Source organism: Bacillus sp. 123MFChir2, from assembly GCF_000383235.1.
Classification (GTDB): Bacteria; Bacillota; Bacilli; order Bacillales; family Bacillaceae_G; genus Bacillus_A.
In genome coordinates, this window is the sequence record NZ_KB910927.1 from 40,046 (window position 1) to 64,072 (window position 24,027).

Genomic DNA, 24,027 nt, shown 5'->3' on the forward strand with positions numbered 1-24,027 from the left:
ATTTGATTATACGACAAAGCACCTATTTTATTCAACAATGAAGACCTTTTAGAAATTTAGAAAAGGGTATGATTCTAGTGAAGATGTGTCTCTCTATTACTTATAAAATGAAACTTCCACCAGTGACGATTTTCTCACTGGTGGTTAGTTGAACCAATCGGGCTTTTACTGGCAGTTATCTTTCCTGTGTGTTCCTTATCTTTACTGCTAGTTAATGCGGGATAAATTCATTTTTTGACATATAGAATGCTGTCATACAAACAGAGCAGGAAAAGGCCCTGACCGCTCCTATGCATCACCAGTCTCTCCCTGGCCATTTTAAAAAATGCTTTTCTGCCTTTTTTTCATAAAGCAAATGAGTAGTTACTTTTTTCAATTTATTCATCATAAGAAATCCCGCAGCTTATAACTGCGGGATTTCTTATGGTCTTCTTTTATATGTCCATTGTCTATTTTGATTTGTAACTTCTGGAAATTTATCTCCAGCAGAAAGCTTTACCATTTTTGGATCCTTAACCATACTTCCTGTTTCACCAATTTCAACATAAATACCATCATTAGGTGCTTTTTGACCAGCTCGGAATCGATGACTTTGTCCCATGTCCATTCTCCTTCCATTCCATCATTACATCTTTAGTATGTCCCATTTTAGAAAACCTTTTCTGTTATGTTTAGGAAACCAAGCTCATATAATGAAATTACACATTTTAGCAGGAGATACATCAGTATATGTAGAAACAAAAAAAACTGGCCGTAAAGACCAGTATCAAAGGAGAGTCAAACAACTTATACGAGAAGATTACATTTTCATTATAAACACGATAATCCCAACATTGTAACCCCTTTCACAAATTATACAAAAGGAAAGGAACATTATTCGAACTTTCAGAAAAAAACTTGACTTTTCTCGTTTCCATTGACAAATAGTAGACAACACAATCATGCAGGAATTAAGATGAATATACACAAAACTTTTTATAAAAGGTGTGAGACGCATGAAAAAACAACATTTAATTGCATTAGATTTAGATGGTACTTTACTTACAGATCAAAAAATAATTTCAGCTCGTACAAAGCAGACCATTGCAAAAGCAAAAGAACAAGGCCATATTGTTGTAATATCCACGGGCCGTCCATTTCGTGCGAGTCATGCATATTATAAAGAACTTGGCTTAAATACACCGATTGTAAATTTCAACGGCGCATACGTCCATCATCCACTTGATACGAAATGGGGAATGCACCACTCTCCACTTGAACTTACTACTGCACAAGAAATCGTTCGTACATGTATGGAATTTGGAGTAGAAAATATTTACGCAGAAGTAATTGATGATGTATATATGAAACAACTTGATGAAGACAAAAAACATATTTTCGAGTTCGGCTCTCCGAACATCTTCACAGGTGATTTACTCAATATTTTACAAGATCATCCAACTTGCTTATTAATTGATGCACATGAGTCAAAATCAAATTTTATTCGTCAACATTTAACAGATATGCATGCAGAAGTAATTGATCACCGGAAATGGGGAGCTCCTTGGCCAATTATTGAAATTGTGAAAAGCGGGTTAAATAAAGCAATAGGCCTCCAAAAAGTTTCAAATTACTACAATATCCCAAAAGAACGTATCATCGCGTTTGGTGATGAAGATAACGATTTTGAAATGATTGAATTTGCCGGGCACGGAATCGCTATGGGGAACGCCATTCCAGAATTAAAATCATTAGCAAATCACATAACATTATCAAACGAAGAAGACGGCATTGCCCTTTATTTAGAGGAAGCACTTGGATTGTAAGGTGAAAATTCCCTACTTATAGTCTGACGTCAAGCGCACATACTATAGGAGACACAGCAAATGTGTCTATGCTTTTCTGCTAAAAGGGGGCATTACGAATGGGTAAAAAGAACAAATCAAAACGTTTCGTGCAACAAGGAGCAGACTCTGTTATGCAACACGACGCAAGATTCCCATACCGTGGTACATTAGCTGAAGCAGAAAAAGAACGAAATAACTCTTCTCTCGGAGGGTTCTAATGGGTAACTTACTATTTCAACAAGCACGAGATGCCGTCTCTCAAGCTGTATCTTGTTCCAACGACAGCGAACAGCAAGCACTTGTTAATCAAGCAAAAAATGCATTGCTGTCCGCTTATACGAATTCTTCTACTGCCGAAAAAGTACAATTACGCGAAATGCAAGAAGAGCTTCAAAGCATTTCAACAACTGAGTAACTACAACTAGAGGAACAAACAAAAAGAGGACCAAATACGGTCCTCTTTTATTAATCTTTACGGAACAACCCAAACACCCCAACTGTTTCAAGAACATTTGTGAATGCACCTGGATCTACTTTTTTCACAATTCTTTCTAATTCATATAATTCGTAACGAGTAATAACGATCATTAACATCTCTTTATTTTCATTCGTAAACGCACCTGTTGCTGGAACTGAGGTAATCCCTCGAACTAATCGTTCATGAATTGCTTTTCGCACCTCTGCTCCATTTTTCGTTACAATGAATGCCGTAATTTTCACATGACGTGTATGTATGGCATCAATAATGCGTGAAGATACATATAATGTCACTAACGTATAAAGCGCTTTTTCCCAACCATATAAATAACCGGCTGCGACAATAATAATCGCATTAAATAAGAAGAAATACGTTCCGACCGGCTTATCTTTCATTCTAGATAAAATCATCGCAATGATATCTAAACCGCCTGTTGAAGCTCCCCATTTTAACGCAAGTCCTACACCTACCGCAGAAATTAGCCCTCCAAAAATAGCATTTAAAATAATATCATGAGATACGGCTTTGACTGGCACGATTTCTAAAAATAGCGTCATAAATGCGACACTTAAGAAACTAAAGAACGTAAATGATTTCCCTACTTTTTTCCAAGCTAAAATAACAACCGGGATATTAAACAAACTAAAAAGTACTCCTGTAGAAATATGAATTGACAGAAAATCCCCTAACACTTGGGAAAGCAATTGTGATAATCCAGCAAAACCGCTGGCGTATACTTTCGCCGGCGTTAAAAACAAGTTCATTCCAATTGCATTTAACAAACCGGCAATGATAACAACGACTAATTTTTTAGCGAGTTCGGCATAATTCAGTTTTAAGTCCATATCTCCCAGTCCACCTTTATATAAATTCCATCGTATACATTATACATAGTCTTAACGAAAACGGAAATGATAAACGTACAACTGTTATGAAGGGAGTTGAATCATATGCCTCATACAAGTGACAATGACAAAAAAGCGCGTGATAATAACGCAAAACGCACACAAAAAAATGAAGAACAACAAAAAAATATAACGCAAGGAAAACGCGCTTATTCCAAAAAGACGGATCATCTATAAATAGCTAAACTCGGATCCTCTATTTCATACAAACAGGTCCTCCTCGTACATCGACATTTCCGTTGATGTACTTTTTTATTTCGTAACTACTCAGCCATACATTTCATTTAGAAGTTTGGTAAGGAGTATAATTCCAGCGAAAATACACTTACCTATAATTGCTGCCCTGAAAATAAAGTGAAACTTTAATCAGTGGAGTAAAAATGGACCTACACCTCGCTGCCTTTCTTTGTTTTCAAACTTTGCGCGTGGCAGGAAAAGGTCCTGACCGCTTCTATAAATAGCCAGTCCCTCAGCGCCACTCAAAAAAATGCTTTTCTATCGGTTTTTCATAAAGTGACTGAGTAGTTACTTTATTTCTACAAAAGTCATCTCGAATTCACATCATGTTCACTTCCTTTTTCTACAATAGTAATAACAATTTTCGGATGAGGTGTTTACATGAAACGAAGACAATTATTTATTGCAGCAGCGACGCTCGGTACATTAATGTTAGCTGCTTGCGATCCAAAAGATAGTTCCGATCCCATCGCAACTTCTACTACTAGCACGATATCAAAAGGCGAATTTGATAAGGCGTTAAAAGAACGCTTCGGAAAAGATATGCTTTATGAAATGATGGCACAAGATATTATGACTAAAAAATATAAAGTGTCTGATGATGAAGTGGATAAAGAATTTAACAAGGCGAAAGAACAAACAGGCGATAATTTTAAAATGTTCCTTGAAACTAACCGCATAAAGAACGAAGACGATTTAAAAAAACAGATTCGTTCTAGCTTAGCCATCGATAAAGCAATCAAACAAACAATCACTGAAAAAGACATAAAAGCTCGATATAAACCAGAAATTAAAGCTAGCCAAATTTTAGTAAACGACGAACAAACGGCAAACGATATAAAAAAACAACTGAATAGCGGTGCATCATTTGAAGAATTAGCAAAAAAATATTCTGAAGATATAGCTTCAAAAGAAAATGGTGGAGATTTAGGATACTTTGGCCCTGGGAAAATGGTACCTGAATTCGAAGATGCTGCCTATAAATTAAACGTCGGTGAAGTAAGCAAACCTGTCAAATCAACAAAAGGCTACCATATTATTAAATTAACAGACAAAAAAGAATTAAAGCCATACGACGAAGTAAAAGATTCTATTCGCAAAACCCTTGAAGCTGAGCGTATCCAAGATAACACATGGCGCCAAAAAGTATTAATCGCCGAATTAAAGAAAGAAAATATTAAAGTAAAAGATGACGACTTAAAAGATACTTTTACACGTTTAGGGCAATCATAAAAAACAGCCGAACAAATTACATTTGTTCGGCTGTTTTTTATTACTTTTTAAAATATGTCCAGCCTTCTTCTTGATAAACCTTTTCTTCTTTCATCAATTTACCAAGAGCACGTTTGAAGGCTGCTTTACTCATTTGAAAACGCTCCCCAATATCTTCTGGGTGACTCTTATCCCAAAACGGCATCGCACCGCCGCGACTTTCCATATATTCACAAATTACCGCTGCATCATCTTCCATTCCTTCTTCTTTACGGGGAAGAAGAGAAATATTAATTGTTCCATCTTCTTTCACATCAATAATACGACCTGTTACGCGCTCTCCAATACGCACTTGCTCTTTGCGCTCAGAATGGTGCAAGAAGGCACGAAAATGTTCATCTGTAAATACAAATGATCCCACTTGCAACGAACGGTACACACGACCATTTACATTTTTATTGCGCATAGATGGCGTCGCTTCTACTACAATTTCTTGCATATCCGCATCTCTTGCCGGAAGAGCAATTAAACGGCCACGATTTGTTAATTTTAATGTACAATATAACTCATCGTCTTCTTGCGGCCATACTGGTGTATAAATCGGAAACTCATCAGCTGGAATTAATATATCTTTCGAAACACCGATATCAACAAACACTCCTAAACGAGGCTTCACTTCCACAACTTTTACCCAGTTCCAATCCTCTGTTGTAATAAGTGGCGTTTTCATCGTCGCTGCTAAACGTTCTTGATGATCGTGATATAAAAACACTTCAATTGTGTCGCCTTCTTCAATTTCTCCAGCAACTTCATTTTTATGTAAAAATACTTCATCTTCTTCGTAACCGACCATATATCCAATTTCTGTTTCGCGTAAAACCGTTACTTCTTCAATCGCTCCTGGTTGTAACTTCATAGTTTTAATTCCCTTCTCTATATACTTTATCTTATTCTAACAGGTGGAATCTTCATATAAAAACACCCACATCGAGAACAGCTTTATATTATTTTTTATCATTCCAAACAAAGTTTCATTATACACGTTTTTTCATTTATTTGTCCAACTGACCAAAATTCACTATAATAAAATGAGACTTTAATCATTGAAGCTGTCTTCTTCAATGATTATTAGTCGAACCAATCGGGCCTTTATGGACTGTTTATCCCGCTTATCCCACGAATGTATTTTCCGCTATACTTTAAGTGGAATATTATAGCCCGTTAAAGCGGGGTAGAGGTGGAATTTAATTTGGAGGTGCTTATTATGGCAAAAGATAGTTCTTTTGATATCGTTTCAAAAGTAGAGTTTCCAGAAGTAACAAACGCGATTAATATCGCTTTAAAAGAAATTCAAAATCGCTATGACTTTAAAGGAAGTAAAAGCGACATTAAATTAGAAAAAGAGGAAATCGTATTAACTTCTGACGACGAGTACAAATTAGATCAAGTAAAAGACGTTTTGATTTCAAAATTAATTAAGCGTGAAGTTCCGATCAAAAACTTAGATTACGGCAAAGTCGAAACCGCTTCTGGCGGTACGGTCCGTCAACGCGCAAAATTACAACAAGGCATTGATAAAGAAAATGCGAAAAAAATTAATAATATTATTAAAGAATTAAAATTAAAAGTAAAAACACAAGTACAAGATGATCAAGTTCGTGTAACAGGAAAAAGCCGAGATGATTTGCAAGCAGTTATCGCAGCTGTACGCGGAGCTGATTTATCAATCGACGTACAATTTATCAACTACCGATAGTCATACATAAAGTGAAACTTTAATCAGTGGGGTTTTCTTCTCCCCCACTGATTATTTGTTGAACCAATCGGGCTTTTACGGGCAGTTTATCTCCCACCAACCTTCTTTGCTTTCGCTGAAGTTTGAGGCGGGAGTATTATTGCCCACGAATAGCGGGATAAAAAGAGCTGACCAAAATCCACTTTTTTGGTCAGCTTCTTTTATTTTTCAATAGGATTCCGTTCCTTTTCGTTTCTTTATCAATACAAGGAAGATGATAAATAACACATTCACACCTACTAAAGCAGCAATAAACGACCAGTTCCATCCTGATTTTTCGGCAAGCGCATATACATTCGCAGTTTCTCTTTTCAGAACAATGTAATATTTCCCATTTTCTTCTCGCACCCTATCATCTTCTAACAATCCGCGCAGCTCATGATCTTTCCCAAATTCATTTGCAGCAAGTTCCACCTTTTGTGTTTTCGTTGTGTTATTTATCGCAATAAGCGTTGTTTCACCTTTATACTTGCGCTTTATTATGCTCATACCATCTTTATCATTTAATAATTCAAATGTGCCGTAACGAAGAGCTGGTAATGTTTTGCGAAGTTCTCCTAATTTCCCTATATACTGCAAAAACTTCTCATCTGATTTAAAATCCATTAACCGCCGATTATCAGGTACCTTTCCGCCATCTAATGCAATTTCAGTACCATAGTATACAAACGGAATACCAGGTGATGTATATAAATAAACAAGCGCTAATTTCAAGCGGGCCGGTGGATAATATTTATTTTCTTTTGCTTTTCTAACAAAACGCTCCGTTTGGCTATTATCTACATACGTCCCTTCCAAACGATCGTCGCCGCTTTTCGTCACATCATACAATGACTTTACAGAAATATTCGGCTTTGCAAACACGTCTGCCATGCGCTCTTGATAAGCTTGATTCCATACTCCTTTTGCTCCTTCCATTTGCGTATCCGTTATTACAAAAAAATGTTGTTTTACACTTTGTGCAGATGCAATCACTTCATTCAAAACTGACTTCGGAATATTCTCATTATGTATCAAATAATAACCATCTATATCCGTCTGCTTAATCCATTGTTTCGCATATTCAATCGTGCCCGTTTTATCTTCATTATTCACTACAAATTCAAGCATTACTTTCATATCTCGCTCGTGCGCTTCTTGGACGAGTTGCTGCATGTCCTTCACCTGGCCAAAATGTTCATTCATTTTTGTTATATCAGTTGGATCATACCCATCATAACTACTACTTGCAGTGGGCGGTGACAACAATATAGCAGTAAAGCCCATCTCTTTTATATAATCCAGTCGTTTTATAATCCCTTGTATATCTCCCCCTTGATATGCTTCTAAACGATTCGCATCAATCCCTTTATCATTTCTCGAATCGCCATTATTAAAACGATCAATCATAATAGAATACACAATTTCATCTTCCCACGGCCTCATTTCTTTCGCCGACACATGAATAGGTAATTGAAATACAAACAATAGACATATAAAACATAGAATATATTTCCCTAACTCCCTCTTCACATTGCTTCCCCCAAATTTTCTAATTATAAGAAAAGTATAACAATTTAATCCCATCTCGTATACTAACGTATTTCAATTACATAGAAGCGCTTAGGGATATGTTTGATTGGAAGTTAGACCACCAAGGTAGGTTATGTTTGAACAAAAATTCAGCCAAAAAGCTCAGATTAAAAAACTCTGAGCTTTCTCATTTTAATATCGAAAACTTATTTTTCTTTACGTTCCACTGCATTTTTAATTTCTTTCAGAAGTTCAATCATTTGCTTTTCATTGCTTGATTTATTCTTTCATATCAATCCCATACTCTTTAAACCAAACATGAATTTGCCCCAAATGCGCCAACAACTGCGGTCCTGTCATAAGCTGCCCAAACCAAGGCGTTTGAAATGCACTTCCGCCTGATTCAATTAATCCATGCAACTGTTCATTATCAAATAACTCATGGAGAATGGACTGTTTATCCGTTAATAGCTCTTGTAGCCATGATGTGACAGCCTTCGTGTAGTATGGATTATGCGTTTTCGGGTATGGACTTTTCTTTCTATACAGCACATCATTTGGCAAGACACCTTCTAACGCCTTGCGCAATAGACCTTTTTCGCGGTTTTTATACATTTTCATTTCCCAAGGAATATTCCACGCATATTCGACAAGGCGGTGATCAGCAAATGGCACACGTACTTCTAAACTAGCCCCCATACTCATCCGATCTTTTCGGTCAAGCAGCGTTGTCATAAACCAAATCATATTTAAATAAAATAATTGTCTTCTTTTTGCATCTAATGCACTTTCTCCTTCTAACGCCGGGGTTTCACGCACTGATTCTTCATAGCGATACTGAACATACTCTTGTAAATTTAGTTTTTTACGCCATTCTTTTTTTAACAATTGTTCACGAGCCTCTGTTGATCGCATCCACGGAAACGCGCTGGATTGTAAATCATCCTCTCGGTAAAACCACGGATAACCACCAAAAATTTCATCTGCACATTCCCCTGATAAACTTACGACAAAATCTTGTTTAATTTCTCGGCAAAACCATAGTAATGAGGAATCGATATCAGCCATCCCCGGCAAGTCACGAACAATGACAGCTTCCGTTAAATATTTTGCTAAACTTTCGTTAGAAATTACACAGCGATGATGGATCGTATCAAATGTATTTGTCATTAGCGTAATAAACGGAGCATCTGAATTTGGCTGAAATGCATTTGATTTGAAATATTTTTCGTTATCTTCATAATCAATCGAATACGTATGAAGCTTCCCTTTCGCTTCTCGCTCATACGCCATCGCCGCAAATGCGGTAATCGCGCTGGAGTCGACACCGCCCGATAAAAATGTACAGAGCGGAACATCCGATACTAACTGCCTTGTAATGGCATCTTGCAATAGAAAACGAACTTGTTCTACCGTTTCTTCAAAATTATGTGTGTGCTCTTCGCTTACAACATTCCAATAGCGCCAAACTTTTAAACCATCTTTCGAAAACGTAAGTGCATGACCTGGGCGCAACTCATCAATTCCAGCAAATACACCATGCCCAGGAGTTCGAGACGGACCTAATCCAAATACTTCTGCCAATCCCTCTGTCGTAATCTCTGCCTTCACATTAGGATGAGCTAAAATCGCTTTTAACTCTGAGCCAAACAATAACCGCCCAGCATCATGTTTATAAAAGAGTGGCTTTACTCCTAATCGATCACGCGCAATAAAAACTTTTTCTTCCTGTTCATCCCATACAGCAAATGCATAAATACCATTTAAATGATTTACGCACTGTTCTTTCCATTCCACATAAGAAGCGAGCAACACTTCCGTATCAGAATGCCCCTTAAACGTATAACCTCTTTGCAGCAATTCTTTCCGAATATCTTCTGTATTATATAGTTCGCCGTTATAGCAAATGGCGTAACGTTCTTCTTTTTTCTCCCGCACCATCGGTTGTCTACCGCCTTCAGGGTCGACAACTATTAACCGTTTATGGCCAAAAGCAACATGATTCAAAAGCCAAACGTTCGTGTCATCCGGACCTCTTTTTGCGAGCGTTTCTGCCATCTTTGTTATTGCTTCTTTTTCCTGTAATAACACTTTTGTATAATCAACCCACCCTGTAATGCCGCACATTGCGATCACCCTTTCTCATCTCATATCCGCAGTCTGTTTTTATTCTATGCCCAATTTTAATTGTACGTTCCTATGTTATGAAAACTCCCTCCACTGATCTCCTTGGATCTTGAAGTGGGGGTTTCTCGTGTATCCCCTTTACCAGATGCTTAACACGAGTGGAGTTGACACTGCTGCCTGATGGCACACCCCCTCTATTCCATCGCCAAACGCCTTTGAAACTGCTTTTTTCAATTATAAATTACCTATTTTTGGATAAACAATGACCGAACTGTCTATAACAAGAACAGAAACTTCTATATAAAGGAGCGAACACGAATGAAACAGCGTAAACATATTTTGTATAGTCAACCGCGTGCTCATACAATTGGAAATGTGGAATATATAAACGAAGAATGGATATTTTTTGACGAAGAAAGCGATGAGGCTTTTTTACTAGAAGATATAATTGAAGATGGATTTGAGATTTTATATAACAATAATTGGTTACCCGCTCGTTTTTATGAACATAATATTTTGCAAGTAGCAAATGAACATCATCCGCTGCAAAACGGCGAAACCATTCGCATTCGAAAGAAACTGCTGACAAGCTACCATGAGTGGATAGAAGAGCTTTCAGATTCATCCTTTTCACTTGTCACGGAAGCTTTGCAATCACTAGGCTACTCTTTATACGACTGCATCTATGCTCACAATTTTTTATCATTCCATCGAAAAGACCATTCATGCGAAGGCGTTAATATTCTCTTATTTGATAATGAAGAAATGATTTGCGCCCTCCATCATCATTATGTCCGCTATTCTACAAATAGTAAGGATCTATTTAAAATGACAAAAGCAGATGGAGATGAATTGCACGTTGGAAATTAACAATAAAAGCACGTTAATCTCACTTATAGAGCGAGATAACGTGCTTCTTTGTTTAAGCAAATGGCGAAAACCCTAGCGGTAATCGTAAACCAAGATATAATACAACTACAAACATAATAACAAATTGAGCCCAAAACGCCCCTGTTGCTTTCTGTTTACTTGCTTTCACAAGAACCATTTCCATTGAAGCAATTACCCAGATGCCAACAAGCATTTTAATCCCATACATCATAGGCATCCAATGGACATCTTTATAAATTAATAATCCTGATGCAATAATTAAGATGTACAGTAAGCGAACTACCATGTGCATACCTTTTGCCTTTTTCCCACTCGTATACATCGAATATGCCACAAAAAACAAAATAATCCCAAGTGCCCATGCCGTAATGTGCATATGTACCATATAAATTTCTTCCTCCTCTTTTCCCAAACTTTTTCACTTTATATGATACCACGTCCGTTTCTTTTCAGGAAATATTTCGCTTTTTCGTTACTTAAATGATATAATATTTAGAGTATTTACAAACTTCTTGTAAAAACAAAGGGGGAGCTAGCATGATTCAAACAAAGGACATTATCGAATTAACAGAAACTTACGGCGCAAATAACTATCATCCACTTCCAATCGTAATTGCGAAAGCTGAAGGTGTTTGGGTAGAAGATCCAGAAGGCAATCGTTATATGGACATGCTCAGTGCATATTCTGCTGTAAACCAAGGGCATCGTCATCCAAAAATTATTCAAGCACTTATCGACCAAGCTGGGCGTGTAACATTAACATCACGTGCATTTCACAGTGATCAATTAGGTCCTTGGTATGAAAAAGTTGCGAATTTAACAAATAAAAATATGATTTTACCAATGAATACAGGTGCGGAAGCTGTTGAAACCGCTATCAAAACAGCAAGACGCTGGGCATATGATGTGAAAAAAGTAGAAGAAAATAAAGCGGAAATTATTGTCTGCGTAGATAACTTCCATGGCCGCACAATGGGTGCTGTGTCCATGTCATCCAATGATGAATATAAACGCGGATTTGGACCAATGCTTCCAGGTATTGTTGTGATTCCTTACGGCGATATCGACGCATTAAAAGGGGCAATTACACCAAATACAGCTGCCTTTATTTTAGAGCCAATCCAAGGCGAAGCTGGTATTAACATTCCACCAGCAGGATTCTTACAAGAAGCATACAATGTATGTAAAGAAGAAAATGTATTATTTATCGCAGATGAAATCCAAACAGGCTTAGGCCGTACAGGAAAATTATTTGCATGTGATTGGGACAATGTTATTCCTGATATGTACATTCTTGGAAAAGCACTAGGCGGCGGTGTATTCCCAATTTCTTGCGTTGCTGCAAATCGTGACATTTTAGAAGTATTTGAGCCAGGCTCTCACGGTTCTACATTCGGCGGTAATCCATTAGCTTGTGCAGTTTCTCTTGCTTCTCTAGATGTACTATTGGAAGAAAAATTAACAGAACGCTCTTTACAATTAGGAGAAAAGCTGTTAAATCAATTACGTGAAATTGACAATCCAATGATTACAGATGTGCGCGGAAGAGGATTATTTATCGGTATCGAATTAAATGAATCTGCACGCCCTTACTGTGAACAATTAAAAGCAGCTGGTTTACTATGTAAAGAAACACATGAAAATGTAATCCGCATTGCTCCCCCACTTGTTATTTCTGAAGAAGATTTACAATGGGCATTCGAAAAAATTAAAGAAGTATTATCTTAATACCAAAGAAGGTTGCCCGTTAAAAGGCAACCTTCTTTTTGCTATGCAATGGTCCTAACGATATACAACAGACTAGCTAGAATAGGAAACATGAGTAAAATACCGATGATACACGATATCCACACGTGCTTCCATTTCCACCAACTACATACACTCCCTTTCCAAAACAAAAACAATGAAAAAGGAATGACTAAGAATAAAGCTGTACCAAATCCAGGCACATACCCTCTCTTTAAAATTGCCCCTACAAGATGAACAATCCCATTCATAAAAATCATGGCTTGTGTAAACAACACCATATATAACGTAATCTTCTTCAAAAACAGATTGTGTATAAGCACAACCCCGCACACAAAAACAGTTAATATGAGTAGTGCTATGAAAAAATGCTTAAATTGCAGCATATTCTCTTCCATTTGAACCGGGAGGAAATACTTCATTTCCGGAAAAAAATAATACTCTTCTGCATTATGCAAAGCAAAAATAATTGGAATCAGCCAGAAATATGAAGAACGTGCCTTTTTATTTGACACCATTACGAAGCGTTCCAACATCTTCTACAGTAACAACAACCTCATCACCAGCATGTAAAAATCGCGGTGGTTGAAACCCTTTTCCAACTCCGGCTGGTGTTCCAGTTGCAATAATATCACCTGGTTCTAACGTCATTCCTTTACTTACAATGGAGATAATTTCTTCAATGGAAAATATCATGTTTGCCGTTGAAGAAGATTGGCGTACTTCCCCGTTCACCTTCGTTTCAATATGAAGATCATTCGGATTCCCAATCATTGAGTGATGCACAATAGCAGGTCCCATTGGACAAAACGTGTCAAAGCTTTTTCCAAGGAAAAATTGCTTATGTTTCTTTTGAATATCTCTAGCTGTAACATCGTTTATAATCGTATAACCAAACACGTAATGAATGGCATCTTCTTTTTGAATTTCCTTTCCACGCTTGCCGATTACAATTGCAAGCTCTCCTTCATAATCAAGCTCACTTGTCGCATGTGGATGACTATAAATTTGATCCCCATCGCCAATTACCGTTGTTGGAGCCTTTGTAAAAATAATAAGATTTTCTGGAGTGATTCCCTCTTTGTCCATTTCGATTACATGCTCACGATAGTTCTTTCCAACACAAAGAATATTTTTTCTCGGTCTTGGAATAGGAGCCAATAACTTAACTTCCGATAATGGATAATAAGCATCTTTACCATGTTCTTTCGCCCATTCGACAATCTCATTTACTTTCGTAATAAAGGATTCTCCTTGTTCCATGCACTCTAACATCGTAATAGGAATCGTAACTTTTTCTTCTTTTTTCCTCTGTGCTTCCCTTACATGCAACACCGTTTGTGATGTTTCGTCTACAACACCAACAAACACTTTTTCATCTGTTTTTGCTGTCACAAACCGCACGTTTCCACATCCCATCTTCAAGTTCATACTGTAATTGTATTCGTACCTACTAACAAAAATCCTCCCGAAAATATTTTTAATTTACAATATTCTCGCTATTGTTCACATAATCGAAAAAATTTTTTGCCAAAATATGTAGAATCCCTTCTTCTTTTAGCGAATGAGTTTCTTTTTTATGGAAATTTTGTATAATATGTACTACGGACACACCTAAAATCTATAAGGAGACGGAGCCGATTCTATGTTTGAGCAAGCGATTGAAAAAAAACGTGAAAAAATGAAATACTTGGCCAAACGATACGGAATGACATCTCAAAAAACAGTTAGTTGTAGTCAAGAGCTGGACAGGCTCTTAAATGTTATATTACTCATTCAAATAGATGATATGCCAACTCATCATACAGACGTGCACTCTCGCTAAGTGCACGTTTTTTATTTTAAAAAAACAGACACATATTTGCCCAGACGCCCATACAATAATAGAGTAAAACTCCCATCATAAACATTCGGAGTAAAAAGGGGCAAATACAAAAATTTTTCACATGAAAGGTGTTTTCTATGCCTGCAATGGTTGGACACATTAATATTGTTAATATCGGATCAAGCGGTGTATTGCACATTGGTGATGTATTTGCTATTCGTCCTATTAGTTATTCCCGTGCATTTGCAGGAGCGGGTTCTTTTAATGTTGGAGAAAATGTATCTGTATATAATTACGAAAGTACGACAAATGTAAATGATAATGACATTATCGATCAGCCAATTACTGCTACTTATTAAAGGAGGGAATAGAAATTGAAACTATTTGTACACCAAAGTATTATCATTAACAATTTAAGGGTAGATAGTATTACAACTTCATCTGTCTTTCAAATCGGAAGTGCCGGCAGTATTAAAACATTATCAAAGTTCTCTAATACAGGCGGATTCACACAACCAACCCCTCCGCTAACAGCCGAGGGACAAATTATTTCTATTTCCCCTCCTCCTAGTTCTTCTTAACGTACTAATATCATAGACATATACCAATCCCCCCTCCAGATTGAAAAGGAGGCTTCTAGCAGTGAGTCAAGATTTATATACTTTTTTACAGCAAATGCAACAATTCATTCAACAACAACAAGAGAAAATTAATGCTCTAGAAACAAAACTAGCGCAGCTAACTGAGCAAATAGAAGAACTAAAGCAGCGTCCATCCTCTTCCATTGGAAAAGTCGAATATAAATTTGATCAGCTAAAAGTCGAAAATTTAAATGGTACATTAAATATTGGTTTAAATCCATTTACGAGTAGTGGAGAAATGATCGAAGACTTTGATGTAGCTACCGAAACATTAAAAGTAAATCCTGAGACTCAGATAAATCCCGATTTTTATCAAGACATCATTCAAGAAATGCATCGCTATTTAGACGAAGAAGCATATAGTCGTATTCTTTACTTTGAACAAGAAGAACGAGCACCTCTTGACGATATGTACCGTCAAATGATGATCGATGATATAAAGCAACAAATGGAACACCGTCTTCCATACTATTTATCTCAAGTACAGCCGCATCCAGAAATTACATCTAATCCACAGTATATGAAAGATCTCATTGTCCAAGCAATGAAACAAGATATCGATAAAGCATTTCTTTCCTTTATTCAGCATATACCGCGTAACTTCCGAAAGGAGTAAATGCATATGAATTTTACTGTTATTAATCACGAAATCAAAGTAGGAAACATTAGAGCGATCGGGCTATCTTCGTCTGCTTTATTCTTAATCGGCGATGCAAACTTCATTATTTCATCTTCTATTTTAGATACACCATTCGAGTCTGTTACAGGCGGTCCATTTGTACCACTCGTAACCGCTGTACCTACCACTCCAAGGTAAGGAGGACTCATTATGTTTCGACATATTTCTGTTGTACATCAACCTTCTGTTTTTTCACTCGGACTTAGCGCCGTTGTTCAAATTGGTGATACAAATCATGCGGAATTAAAAAGTAGAGCGATTGTCGTTCAGCGCGAAATTCCTAACTTTCATTCTAAAGAAGAAAAGTTCGAATCATATGAATTATTTGTTGATGACGAAATCACAATTCCAACTCGCGTAAACGAAGTACAAATGAAAGTTATTAATAAAAATCCTTTTATCGAAGTAAATTGTATTACCATACAAAGTATGCTAAGCGCGTCTTGTCTTCATATCGGATCTATTGATTACGTATTTGCAAACTCACGTATTTTACAAATTCGCCAATTTGCTACCGAGGAACCTTTTGATAAATAAATCATATAGTACCATAAAAGGAAATTGAAGTAGGTGAAAATATGCCATCTCTTGTCGGAAACTTAGTCGTTCAAAATAGTAACGGTTCTTTTAACTTAGGAGACTTCTATAATGTATCCCCAAAAGAAAATACGAAAGCTTATAACGGATCCGGTTCTTCAAATGTTGCGTTTGTTCTGAATACATTTAACGGTGTAAGCGGTACAAATACATTTGACTCAGATGTAGCTGATCAAGATCAAATTGGAACAGCATAATAAAAAACGGAGGGAATCCCTCCGTTTTTTCGTTCCTTATCAGTCTACTTGCAATACGTGACTGCCATCAAAGAAGTATAAATATGTTTCTTTTACGGATTGATGTAAACTTTTCTCTAGCGCTTTCCGATAAAGTGCTAGCTGTATTTTGTACCGTTCTTCTAATATTGGTCTCGCTTGTTCAAATCCACCTGGGAAGCGGCCTTCAATTGCATCTGTTTTAAAATCAATTAAAACGATGCCATCCTCTTCTTCAATCATACAATCAATAACCCCTTGAACAAGGATGGATTCGTCTTGTTCATCTGCCCAATCTTGATATGCTTCGTCTGCAGATAACATCATCGTAAACGGTACTTCGCGCTCTACACACTTTGCAGCTAACAGTCGTTTTCCGAGTTCTGTTTCAAAAAAGGCAACAATTTTTTCTGGTGCGATTTCTTCTGCTTGTTCAAATGTTAACAGCTCTTTATTCACCATTTCCGCCATTTTTTCTCGAATCACTTCAACTGTTATTGCTTTCGCTAAATTTACATGCTGCATAACAGTATGAACAGCTGTCCCGCGTTCTGCATACGTAAGTCCTTTTTTCTCCATAAAACGCGGGCGCGTTTCAATTGGTGCACGAACTCGTTTTATAAACGCCGTATCACTACCTTCTTGCGCTTGGTAGTTTCGTTTAATTTCCGTAACAGATTGCTTGGCGCGGTGCGTTGCCGCATCCTCGAACCCGTACTGCCACGTTAACCTTTTATACACTTCATCTTTTTTCTCACTGCTTAGTGAAACTGATTTTTGCTCTCTGAGCGCTTCTAATAATTCTTGCTTTTCTTCTTTCATTGGCTCTGGCGCTTGCAACTCTGCCCCATCAACCGCTTCTACTTTCCAGTTTGCATCATATTCATATATATCAGCCGGAATACTTCCTTGTCCCATCTCAAAAAGCATGTCACTATCTTTATGTCTGCATAATGATGGTACAATCCAATCTAAATAACAAGTTGCCCCGGCACGTACATAATCAGGCAATAACCAGTCTGTATGTTCGCGGGCATCAAGCCATTTCTGTATTTCTTTTTCTTTATCTTTTACAGTTCCAATTAAAATGAGCTTTTCTTTCGCACGTGTTAATGCGACATATAAGACGCGCATTTCTTCGGCAATCAGTTCCATTTTCATTTTGCGCTTAATCGCGAGCTGCGATAATGTCGTATATTTAATGCGTTTTTTCGGATCAATAAACTGCGAACCAAATCCGAAATCTTTATGCAGTAAGAAACGCTTCATTAAATCTTGTGTGTTAAAACGTCTGCCAAGCCCTGCTACAAATACAACCGGAAACTCCAGTCCCTTACTTTTATGAATGGTCATAATGCGCACAACATCTTCTTGTTCGCCGAGCGCACGTGCTGTTCCCATATCATCCCCGCGTTCTAATATTCGCTCGATAAAACGTAAGAAGCGGAATAAACCACGAAATGAAGTTGCTTCATATTGACGGGCACGGTCATATAACACACGAAGGTTTGCCTGACGCTGCTTACCAGCAGGGAGACCCCCCACAAAGTCATAATAACCTGTTTCACGATACACTTTCCAAATTAAATCCGAAAGCGACTGCTGACGCGCAAATTCACGCCACTCTTGTAAATGCTCGAAAAACCATGATAGTTTCTCATGTAATTCTTTCTCTTCCTGAAGCGGTGCGCCTTGCAAGAAAGAGCGCAGTACTTCATAAAAGGAACCCTTTTTCCCGTGAGTACGCAACATCGCCAGCTCTTCATCTGTTAATCCAACAATTGGCGAACGAAGCACAGCTGCTAATGGGATATCTTGCGCTGGGTTATCAATAACGCGAAACAGGTTCATCATTACATTCACTTCAGTCGCTTCAAAATAACCAGTCGCAAGCTCTGCATAAACAGGGATACCTTGTTGTTTTAACTCTTCCATAATTTGCGGCGCCCATGGCATAGAGCGCAGTAAAATAACAAAATCACGATACGTAACAGGACGCATACCATTTGTTTTTCGGTCATAGACTTCATGACCAGAATCGACCATTGCTTTTATTCTTTGCGCGATGAGGCGTGCTTCTAATTGCGCTTTTTCTAACCCCACACCTTCCTCTTCATCCACCGCCGCACTTTCGGATTGATGAATAAATAACAATTCTGCCGATGTATCCGCCCCTTCTGGATAACTCGCTCCAAGCTTCAACTCAGCGTCTTCATCATAATCAATTTCTCCGACAGCTTCGCCCATAATTTGTTTAAAAATAAAGTTTGTTCCTGCTAATACTTCATGACGACTACGGAAGTTTTTCGCCAAATCAATTTTCATGCCGCCATCGATACCTTCAGATGTAAAACGTTTATATTTCCCTAAAAATAGTCCTGGCTCTGCTAAACGGAAGCGATAGATGGACTGTTTTACATCGCCCACCATAAATAAATTACCGTCTTGCTCCGAATCTTTCGTGACAAGCTTAATAATTGATTCTTGCACAAAGTTTGTATCCTGATATTCATCCACAAGCACTTCTGTAAATTTTTGACGATATTGCCACGCAACTGGTGAGGGACGCATTTCTCCCTTATCTGTACGCTCACTTAAAATTTGTAAGCAAAAATGCTCTAAATCTGTAAAATCAACCATTCCTTTATCGCGCTTAATCGCTTGGAACTGTTCTGTAAATACTTTTACAAGAGTAACAAGCTTTTGCAATACAGGGTGCATATCTTGAAAATCGCGTAAAAAGCTTTCTGGACTGCGACTAAATAATTCTTCATGCAATTTCTTTACTTCATCCTTCGCTTTATTCCGCAGAGCATCAACTTGTTTCACAATCTCTTCATTATAATCACTCTTTTTAATACGCTTTAACGTTTGCCAAGAAACAGTTTGCATGGCTTCGTATGTGCTCGTCCAAGACCCGCAAGCTGCTTCAGACAAGTTTTGAAGTAACAAAAGATCTGCTTGCAGCGTTTCAACGCGCGGCGCTGGTCCATCTGGTAACATCGCAAGTTCGAGCGCTTTTTCGGCATATTGCTTTGCCGTTTGCAGCTGCACCTTTACATCCTCTAATAAATACGAAGCATACATTAATTCTTCAATTGTTTTTCCTTCTACGTCATATGCTTTAACTAATTTATCAAGCCAACCGTTTGGATCTGGATGCGCTCTTGATTCAGTATGAAGCGCAAAAATCATCCGCTGCAGGTCATCATCAGTACGGTCGCTCGTATAACGATCGACAAGTTCAAAAAACAATTCATTGTTCTCCATGCCGTACTCTGCTTCTAATATGTCATCGAGAACTTCTTCTTTTAATAATTCATTCTCCGTCTCATTCGCAATACGAAAACGCGGATCAACATCAAGCATATAATAATACGTTCGAATCACTTGTAAACAGAAAGAATGGATTGTTGAAATCGATGCCCGGTTAAGTAAACTCAGCTGTTTTCGAATATGCGGCGAAGCTGGATCATCGATTAATACCTTTTCTAACGCGGATCCAATTCGGTTTTTCATCTCTTGCGCCGCTGCATTTGTAAACGTCACAACAAGCAAGCGATCGACATCAACTGGATTGTCCTCTCGAATCATTTTACGAATAATACGTTCAACAAGTACCGCTGTTTTCCCCGACCCAGCTGCAGCTGCAACTAAAATATCACGGCTATCGGTGGCGATTGCTTTCCACTGATCATCGGTCCACTGACTTCCTTCTGGTTTTGCTGGCCAAGTTTGAATCATGACTGGGTCTCCTCTCTCATTTTCTCTAACGCTTCACTATCTTTCATATCTTGCAGTGCCCTGTATTTGTTATCTTCTAACGACTCATCAAATTGACAAACAGAGCGGAAATTACAAAACGTACATGCTGTTTTGTTGCCCATTTTATACGGGGCAATATCGATGACACCTTCTGTTATATCTGTACCAATGTTTTCAAATGTACGATGTACATATTCCTGCAATACATGAAACTCTTGCTCACTCGCAATATCAGAACGTGCACTAAAGCTTCCATCTTTTTTAAGGCCCGCTGAAATAATATTTGAGCTTCCTGTCGTTAACGTGTTATCCATTAAGCGAACGACATCAGCATCTCCAAGAACGAGTCCTTTCATTTTAAATTTCTTTAAAATTTCTTGTTCAATCTCTGGCTCCGACACGTCACCTTTCATCTCAACAATTGGATTATGGATATGGAAATACAGTACTCCAGCAGGATTTACATTTCCGCCGCGCTCCATCCATTTGCTTGCGTTTGTTGTAACGACATCTAAATACGTCAGCATCTGCAGCGCTAAACCGTAATACACTTCCGTTAAATCTAATTTTTTCGCGCTCGATTTATAATCGATAATGCGTAAAAATGTGCCCGTTTCATCTTCCGCTTTATCCACGCGATCAATTCGTCCAACCACTTCCATTGCTACACCATTTGCTAATTCAAATTTCATAGCTGGCAATGAATTTGTTCCGCCCATACCAAATCCAACTTCTAAATCAACAGGTACAAATCCACTCGACTTTGCATGCTCTCGTAACACAAGTGAAGTACGGAAAATAATTTGCTGCAATTTATGTTTTAAATAATGATGTCTGTTAGAACTTAATAAAATTTGGCGCTGCAAAAGCGGTGCTAATTCTTCAATCACTGTAACAGAAAGATATTCACACTCTTTTATTGTTAAATCGGCCCAAGTACGCTTTTCTTTCAATAATTTATCAGCAATCTTTTTCAAAGCAGCATGGAACAGTTCCCCAATATCCGGTGCATCTAATTTGAAAATATCACGTTCTTTCAAAGATAATCCATGCTGCGCAAAATGAGCATACGAGCAGCGATTAAAGAGTTCCATACGTGATACGCTGCCTCTAATTTTGTCACCATATAACTCTTTGCTTACAGCATTACTTAATTTACGCGCCCTGTTTCGATAAAACAAACTGGATAACACACGAGTGCTCTTCTGTTTCCACTCTGGCGTTGTAACATAAAAGTTGTATACATCCCACCAAAAAGAAAGATTCCCTTCAAAACCGTAGCGTTTCCAATTTTGCAGTTGCTGCGTTAAATACGAAAGCGTCACTTCTGGCGTTGCCACATATGAAATTTGCTCGATATGTGACAAATCATTCACATCATTCGTTAAAAAGATTTCGACAGCAGACGGGAATAGCCTTTTCACTTTCTTTATGAAGCTAGATGCTAATAGCGTCTTTCCTTCTTCATCTGCAAGCGGACAAGAAATGTATAGCTTCTCCGCTGCCCTTGTCACCGTTTGATAGATGACAAATTGTTCATCGAGTAACTTTTGCCGCGCTGTTGGTGCCAGTTCGATTCCTGCTGAAACAAGTACTTCTCGTTCTTCGTCAGATAATACCCCATCATCTGATGGTGCCGCCGGAATAATCCCTTCATTTGCTCCAACTACAAATGCTGCTCGAATATTCGAAAGACGAGAACGGTCAATGTTTGCAATTAACACTTGATCTAAAGACGGTGGAATATTTGCGAACTGGAGTGACTCTAACCCTGTCGTCATCACATTTATAAACAAAGGCAGAGACATTTTCTCTTCTCCAAGCATTTCAACGCACGTATCTAGCATCGCAATGACTTGTTCCCATACTTGATCATGATCACTTGCAAATAAGAAATTCCCTTCTTCCTCTGCTTGCAGGCGTAACTCTTCTAATTTTTTCGGAACGTCTAACTCTTCTAAAAACAAATAAACCGCTTCGCACATACCCATTGTTGTTCCCGCACGTTTTAATCGCTTTTGTAAACGAATAATCGGTGTGCGAACAATCTCACGAAGACGATTAATCCTTTCTTCCATTTCTCGTTCGCTATCTGTTTGACCACCATGTACACCATCTAATGAACGGTAGCGACGATACGTCCACGGCTCTTCCGAAGTCCATCTTTTTCCTTGCACGCCATACGCTAAACAGTAATTTTCAAATTCGTCCATTTCATCACGTATTCTCGCTTTATTTTCATCTAACGGGTACAACAGTTCGGTTTTTATACAGCGAAATACCGCATCATAACGCCAATTCCCGCTAATGACTTCTAACGCTGAGCGAATGAACTCAATTAATGGATGATGAAGCATTGGGCGCTTTTCATCAATAAAGAATGGAATATTATAATCAACAAACAACGTCCTCATCATATCGTAATAGCTTTCACCATTGCGAAGAAGCACCGCGATATCACGATAACGATACCCTTCTTCCGCTACTAATCTGCGAATTTCGCGCGCAACGCCTTCCACTTCTGCCCGTAAATTCGCCGCAGCATATAGTGTAATGTGCGATTCACCTTGAAACTCTGCATAGGGACGAGAATCATAATGCGCCTCTAAATGCGCAAGTGCCGGTGACGTAAAACGCGGCCCTTCTCGCATGACAATCGTATTTTCAATAACAATTTTCTCTTCACTTGCTACCTGTTTTAGTTTTTCATACGTGATCAGCGTTTGATAAAATAAATCCAGTTCGCCTACTTGCTGTGATAACGTCTGCTCATCAATCGTGAGTGTAATGGTCATTTTTGCTCCGCATCGCAGTAGTTGCCTTACAATCTCTAACTCTTGCGGTGAAAACGTGTGGAATCCATCAATATAAATCATGCTGCCTTTCACATACTCTGAATACGGCAGCTTTTCAAATAAAAGCTTCATATAATCTTCAGAATCCAAATATTTCCCAATTAATGCCCGTTCAAAATCATCATATAGAAGCTGCAAATCATACATTTTGTTTGCTAACAGTTTCTGTTCATTTCCATTGCTATGAGCCTCTAATTCTTGCCACATCGCATATACATTTGACGGCGTTAAATTGTACCGTTTAAATTCCGTAATCATACTGCCAAGTTGTTCAAAAAAACCGTTTTGCTCTGCTGCTTTCCGAAAAACATATAATTCTTCTTTACGCGCCTCGACAATTTTACGAAGCAGCATATGCACACCAGATTCATCAATATGAAGGCGGCTTGCTCCGCCTACTTCTTGAAGCACCTTCCACGCTAACCGCGAAAAACTAAACACTTGTGCACGAATAGAACCGCTTACGTCTCCATTAATTAATGCTTGCTGCGTTTGGAATGTCATTTGCTCTGGCACAAGATATAAAATCGTTTCACCTTTTGGACGATGCTGCAGCTCTTGTTGTACTTCTTGCAAACACATCGTACTTTTTCCACTTCCAGCTCGTCCTATTATAAATCGAAGTGACATGTAAACCCGCCTTTCTATAAGTAAACTTCGATCAATCAAGATCTATCCCGCTATTAACGGGCAGTAAGACCCCCACCTCAAGATTGAGAAA

Annotated in this window: 25 protein-coding genes; 15 read left to right on the forward strand and 10 right to left on the reverse strand. The window is 38.1% G+C overall.

The features are described from left to right. Window positions 1–421: 421 nt before the first annotated feature. Complete coding sequence (locus H280_RS0104060; RefSeq protein WP_020059836.1) at window positions 422–601, reverse strand: YjzC family protein; 180 nt, start codon at window positions 599–601, stop codon at window positions 422–424. Window positions 602–995: 394 nt separating this feature from the next. On the opposite strand from H280_RS0104060, the gene H280_RS0104065 reads away from it, so the two are divergent. The 3 genes from H280_RS0104065 to H280_RS0104075 all read left to right on the forward strand — a co-directional run bounded on the left by H280_RS0104065 (window position 996) and on the right by H280_RS0104075 (window position 2,241). Beyond that, window positions 996–1,805 carry a Cof-type HAD-IIB family hydrolase gene (locus H280_RS0104065; RefSeq protein WP_020059837.1) on the forward strand — a complete coding sequence of 270 codons (810 nt, stop codon included), beginning with the start codon at window positions 996–998 and terminating at the stop codon, window positions 1,803–1,805. Window positions 1,806–1,903: 98 nt separating this feature from the next. Further along, entirely contained in the window at window positions 1,904–2,044 is a 141-nt protein-coding gene (locus H280_RS0104070) for a hypothetical protein (RefSeq protein ID WP_020059838.1), read from the forward strand. Further along, window positions 2,044–2,241, forward strand: a complete 198-nt coding sequence (locus H280_RS0104075) for a DUF3813 domain-containing protein (protein WP_020059839.1) — start codon at window positions 2,044–2,046, stop codon at window positions 2,239–2,241. The genes H280_RS0104070 and H280_RS0104075 overlap by 1 nt, the downstream gene beginning before the upstream one ends. Window positions 2,242–2,291: 50 nt before the next feature. On the opposite strand, the gene H280_RS0104080 is transcribed toward H280_RS0104075, so the two are convergent. Next, a complete protein-coding gene (locus H280_RS0104080; protein ID WP_020059840.1) occupies window positions 2,292–3,149 on the reverse strand; it encodes a YitT family protein in 858 nt (285 codons plus the stop codon). Window positions 3,150–3,254: 105 nt separating this feature from the next. On the opposite strand from H280_RS0104080, the gene H280_RS24650 reads away from it, so the two are divergent. Together H280_RS24650 and prsA are read left to right on the forward strand one after the other, a co-directional pair. Continuing rightward, window positions 3,255–3,386, forward strand: a complete 132-nt coding sequence (locus H280_RS24650; RefSeq protein WP_020059841.1) for a DUF3941 domain-containing protein — start codon at window positions 3,255–3,257, stop codon at window positions 3,384–3,386. A gap of 441 nt (window positions 3,387–3,827) precedes the next feature. Further along, window positions 3,828–4,679: a peptidylprolyl isomerase PrsA gene (gene prsA / locus H280_RS0104090; RefSeq protein ID WP_020059842.1), complete on the forward strand. Its 852-nt coding sequence runs from the start codon at window positions 3,828–3,830 to the stop codon at window positions 4,677–4,679. Window positions 4,680–4,719: 40 nt separating this feature from the next. Here prsA and H280_RS0104095 read toward each other — a convergent pair whose 3' ends face one another. After that, window positions 4,720–5,574 (reverse strand): CvfB family protein, encoded by an 855-nt coding sequence (locus H280_RS0104095; protein ID WP_020059843.1) that lies wholly within the window; start codon window positions 5,572–5,574, stop codon window positions 4,720–4,722. A 348-nt stretch (window positions 5,575–5,922) separates the two neighbouring features. On the opposite strand from H280_RS0104095, the gene H280_RS0104100 reads away from it, so the two are divergent. Continuing rightward, complete coding sequence (locus H280_RS0104100) at window positions 5,923–6,414, forward strand: YajQ family cyclic di-GMP-binding protein (RefSeq protein ID WP_020059844.1); 492 nt, start codon at window positions 5,923–5,925, stop codon at window positions 6,412–6,414. A gap of 207 nt (window positions 6,415–6,621) precedes the next feature. On the opposite strand, the gene H280_RS0104105 is transcribed toward H280_RS0104100, so the two are convergent. Both H280_RS0104105 and asnB read right to left on the reverse strand, forming a co-directional pair. Beyond that, on the reverse strand, window positions 6,622–8,019 hold the full coding sequence (locus tag H280_RS0104105; RefSeq protein WP_081625586.1) for an alpha-amylase family glycosyl hydrolase: 1,398 nt from the start codon (window positions 8,017–8,019) through the stop codon (window positions 6,622–6,624). Window positions 8,020–8,244: 225 nt separating this feature from the next. Next, window positions 8,245–10,092, reverse strand: a complete 1,848-nt coding sequence (asnB, locus tag H280_RS0104110; RefSeq protein ID WP_020059846.1) for an asparagine synthase (glutamine-hydrolyzing) — start codon at window positions 10,090–10,092, stop codon at window positions 8,245–8,247. A gap of 318 nt (window positions 10,093–10,410) precedes the next feature. Here asnB and H280_RS0104115 point away from each other — a divergent pair, with 318 nt between their 5' ends. Continuing rightward, the gene (locus H280_RS0104115) at window positions 10,411–10,962 is read left to right on the forward strand and encodes a DUF2777 domain-containing protein (protein WP_020059847.1); all 552 of its coding nucleotides are present in this window, start codon (window positions 10,411–10,413) and stop codon (window positions 10,960–10,962) included. Between the two features lie 52 nt (window positions 10,963–11,014). Here the strand turns inward: H280_RS0104115 and H280_RS0104120 are convergent, their stop codons facing one another. Next, the gene (locus tag H280_RS0104120; protein WP_020059848.1) at window positions 11,015–11,368 is read right to left on the reverse strand and encodes a YisL family protein; all 354 of its coding nucleotides are present in this window, start codon (window positions 11,366–11,368) and stop codon (window positions 11,015–11,017) included. Between the two features lie 152 nt (window positions 11,369–11,520). Here H280_RS0104120 and H280_RS0104125 point away from each other — a divergent pair, with 152 nt between their 5' ends. Beyond that, a complete protein-coding gene (locus H280_RS0104125; RefSeq protein WP_020059849.1) occupies window positions 11,521–12,711 on the forward strand; it encodes an ornithine--oxo-acid transaminase in 1,191 nt (396 codons plus the stop codon). Window positions 12,712–12,752: 41 nt separating this feature from the next. Here H280_RS0104125 and H280_RS0104130 read toward each other — a convergent pair whose 3' ends face one another. Together H280_RS0104130 and H280_RS0104135 are read right to left on the reverse strand one after the other, a co-directional pair. Continuing rightward, window positions 12,753–13,247 carry an HXXEE domain-containing protein gene (locus H280_RS0104130; RefSeq protein WP_020059850.1) on the reverse strand — a complete coding sequence of 165 codons (495 nt, stop codon included), beginning with the start codon at window positions 13,245–13,247 and terminating at the stop codon, window positions 12,753–12,755. Next, complete coding sequence (locus tag H280_RS0104135; protein WP_020059851.1) at window positions 13,234–14,160, reverse strand: fumarylacetoacetate hydrolase family protein; 927 nt, start codon at window positions 14,158–14,160, stop codon at window positions 13,234–13,236. Before H280_RS0104135 ends, H280_RS0104130 begins: the two co-directional genes overlap by 14 nt. Before the next feature lie 214 nt (window positions 14,161–14,374). Between H280_RS0104135 and H280_RS0104140 the strand changes: the two genes are divergently transcribed. The 7 genes from H280_RS0104140 (at window position 14,375) to H280_RS0104170 (ending at window position 16,668) form a co-directional block, all read left to right on the forward strand. Next, the gene (locus H280_RS0104140) at window positions 14,375–14,554 is read left to right on the forward strand and encodes an aspartyl-phosphate phosphatase Spo0E family protein (RefSeq protein WP_020059852.1); all 180 of its coding nucleotides are present in this window, start codon (window positions 14,375–14,377) and stop codon (window positions 14,552–14,554) included. 137 nt (window positions 14,555–14,691) lie between these two features. Then, complete coding sequence (locus H280_RS0104145) at window positions 14,692–14,913, forward strand: spore germination protein (RefSeq protein WP_020059853.1); 222 nt, start codon at window positions 14,692–14,694, stop codon at window positions 14,911–14,913. 15 nt (window positions 14,914–14,928) lie between these two features. Next, window positions 14,929–15,135: a spore germination protein GerPB gene (locus H280_RS0104150; protein ID WP_020059854.1), complete on the forward strand. Its 207-nt coding sequence runs from the start codon at window positions 14,929–14,931 to the stop codon at window positions 15,133–15,135. Between the two features lie 61 nt (window positions 15,136–15,196). Then, window positions 15,197–15,811 carry a spore germination protein GerPC gene (locus H280_RS0104155; RefSeq protein WP_020059855.1) on the forward strand — a complete coding sequence of 205 codons (615 nt, stop codon included), beginning with the start codon at window positions 15,197–15,199 and terminating at the stop codon, window positions 15,809–15,811. A 6-nt stretch (window positions 15,812–15,817) separates the two neighbouring features. Continuing rightward, complete coding sequence (locus tag H280_RS24655; protein WP_081625587.1) at window positions 15,818–16,012, forward strand: spore gernimation protein GerPD; 195 nt, start codon at window positions 15,818–15,820, stop codon at window positions 16,010–16,012. 12 nt (window positions 16,013–16,024) lie between these two features. Next, window positions 16,025–16,411, forward strand: a complete 387-nt coding sequence (locus H280_RS0104165; protein ID WP_020059857.1) for a spore germination protein GerPE — start codon at window positions 16,025–16,027, stop codon at window positions 16,409–16,411. A gap of 41 nt (window positions 16,412–16,452) precedes the next feature. Further along, a complete protein-coding gene (locus H280_RS0104170) occupies window positions 16,453–16,668 on the forward strand; it encodes a spore germination protein (protein WP_020059858.1) in 216 nt (71 codons plus the stop codon). 39 nt (window positions 16,669–16,707) lie between these two features. On the opposite strand, the gene addA is transcribed toward H280_RS0104170, so the two are convergent. Both addA and addB read right to left on the reverse strand, forming a co-directional pair. Beyond that, entirely contained in the window at window positions 16,708–20,430 is a 3,723-nt protein-coding gene (gene addA / locus H280_RS0104175; RefSeq protein ID WP_020059859.1) for a helicase-exonuclease AddAB subunit AddA, read from the reverse strand. Beyond that, window positions 20,427–23,936, reverse strand: coding sequence for a helicase-exonuclease AddAB subunit AddB (addB, locus tag H280_RS0104180; protein ID WP_020059860.1), 3,510 nt, complete (start codon window positions 23,934–23,936; stop codon window positions 20,427–20,429). Before addB ends, addA begins: the two co-directional genes overlap by 4 nt. Window positions 23,937–24,027: the final 91 nt, after the last annotated feature.

Coding starts and splice junctions, on each gene's coding strand:
- H280_RS0104060 (WP_020059836.1), bottom strand. CDS start 601: ATGGGACAAAGTCATCGATTCCGAGCTGGTCAAAAAGCACCTAATGAT.
- H280_RS0104065 (WP_020059837.1), top strand. CDS start 996: ATGAAAAAACAACATTTAATTGCATTAGATTTAGATGGTACTTTACTT.
- H280_RS0104070 (WP_020059838.1), top strand. CDS start 1,904: ATGGGTAAAAAGAACAAATCAAAACGTTTCGTGCAACAAGGAGCAGAC.
- H280_RS0104075 (WP_020059839.1), top strand. CDS start 2,044: ATGGGTAACTTACTATTTCAACAAGCACGAGATGCCGTCTCTCAAGCT.
- H280_RS0104080 (WP_020059840.1), bottom strand. CDS start 3,149: ATGGACTTAAAACTGAATTATGCCGAACTCGCTAAAAAATTAGTCGTT.
- H280_RS24650 (WP_020059841.1), top strand. CDS start 3,255: ATGCCTCATACAAGTGACAATGACAAAAAAGCGCGTGATAATAACGCA.
- prsA (WP_020059842.1), top strand. CDS start 3,828: ATGAAACGAAGACAATTATTTATTGCAGCAGCGACGCTCGGTACATTA.
- H280_RS0104095 (WP_020059843.1), bottom strand. CDS start 5,574: ATGAAGTTACAACCAGGAGCGATTGAAGAAGTAACGGTTTTACGCGAA.
- H280_RS0104100 (WP_020059844.1), top strand. CDS start 5,923: ATGGCAAAAGATAGTTCTTTTGATATCGTTTCAAAAGTAGAGTTTCCA.
- H280_RS0104105 (WP_081625586.1), bottom strand. CDS start 8,019: ATGGGATTAAATTGTTATACTTTTCTTATAATTAGAAAATTTGGGGGA.
- asnB (WP_020059846.1), bottom strand. CDS start 10,092: ATGTGCGGCATTACAGGGTGGGTTGATTATACAAAAGTGTTATTACAG.
- H280_RS0104115 (WP_020059847.1), top strand. CDS start 10,411: ATGAAACAGCGTAAACATATTTTGTATAGTCAACCGCGTGCTCATACA.
- H280_RS0104120 (WP_020059848.1), bottom strand. CDS start 11,368: ATGGTACATATGCACATTACGGCATGGGCACTTGGGATTATTTTGTTT.
- H280_RS0104125 (WP_020059849.1), top strand. CDS start 11,521: ATGATTCAAACAAAGGACATTATCGAATTAACAGAAACTTACGGCGCA.
- H280_RS0104130 (WP_020059850.1), bottom strand. CDS start 13,247: ATGGTGTCAAATAAAAAGGCACGTTCTTCATATTTCTGGCTGATTCCA.
- H280_RS0104135 (WP_020059851.1), bottom strand. CDS start 14,160: ATGAACTTGAAGATGGGATGTGGAAACGTGCGGTTTGTGACAGCAAAA.
- H280_RS0104140 (WP_020059852.1), top strand. CDS start 14,375: ATGTTTGAGCAAGCGATTGAAAAAAAACGTGAAAAAATGAAATACTTG.
- H280_RS0104145 (WP_020059853.1), top strand. CDS start 14,692: ATGCCTGCAATGGTTGGACACATTAATATTGTTAATATCGGATCAAGC.
- H280_RS24655 (WP_081625587.1), top strand. CDS start 15,818: ATGAATTTTACTGTTATTAATCACGAAATCAAAGTAGGAAACATTAGA.
- H280_RS0104165 (WP_020059857.1), top strand. CDS start 16,025: ATGTTTCGACATATTTCTGTTGTACATCAACCTTCTGTTTTTTCACTC.
- H280_RS0104170 (WP_020059858.1), top strand. CDS start 16,453: ATGCCATCTCTTGTCGGAAACTTAGTCGTTCAAAATAGTAACGGTTCT.
- addA (WP_020059859.1), bottom strand. CDS start 20,430: ATGATTCAAACTTGGCCAGCAAAACCAGAAGGAAGTCAGTGGACCGAT.
- addB (WP_020059860.1), bottom strand. CDS start 23,936: ATGTCACTTCGATTTATAATAGGACGAGCTGGAAGTGGAAAAAGTACG.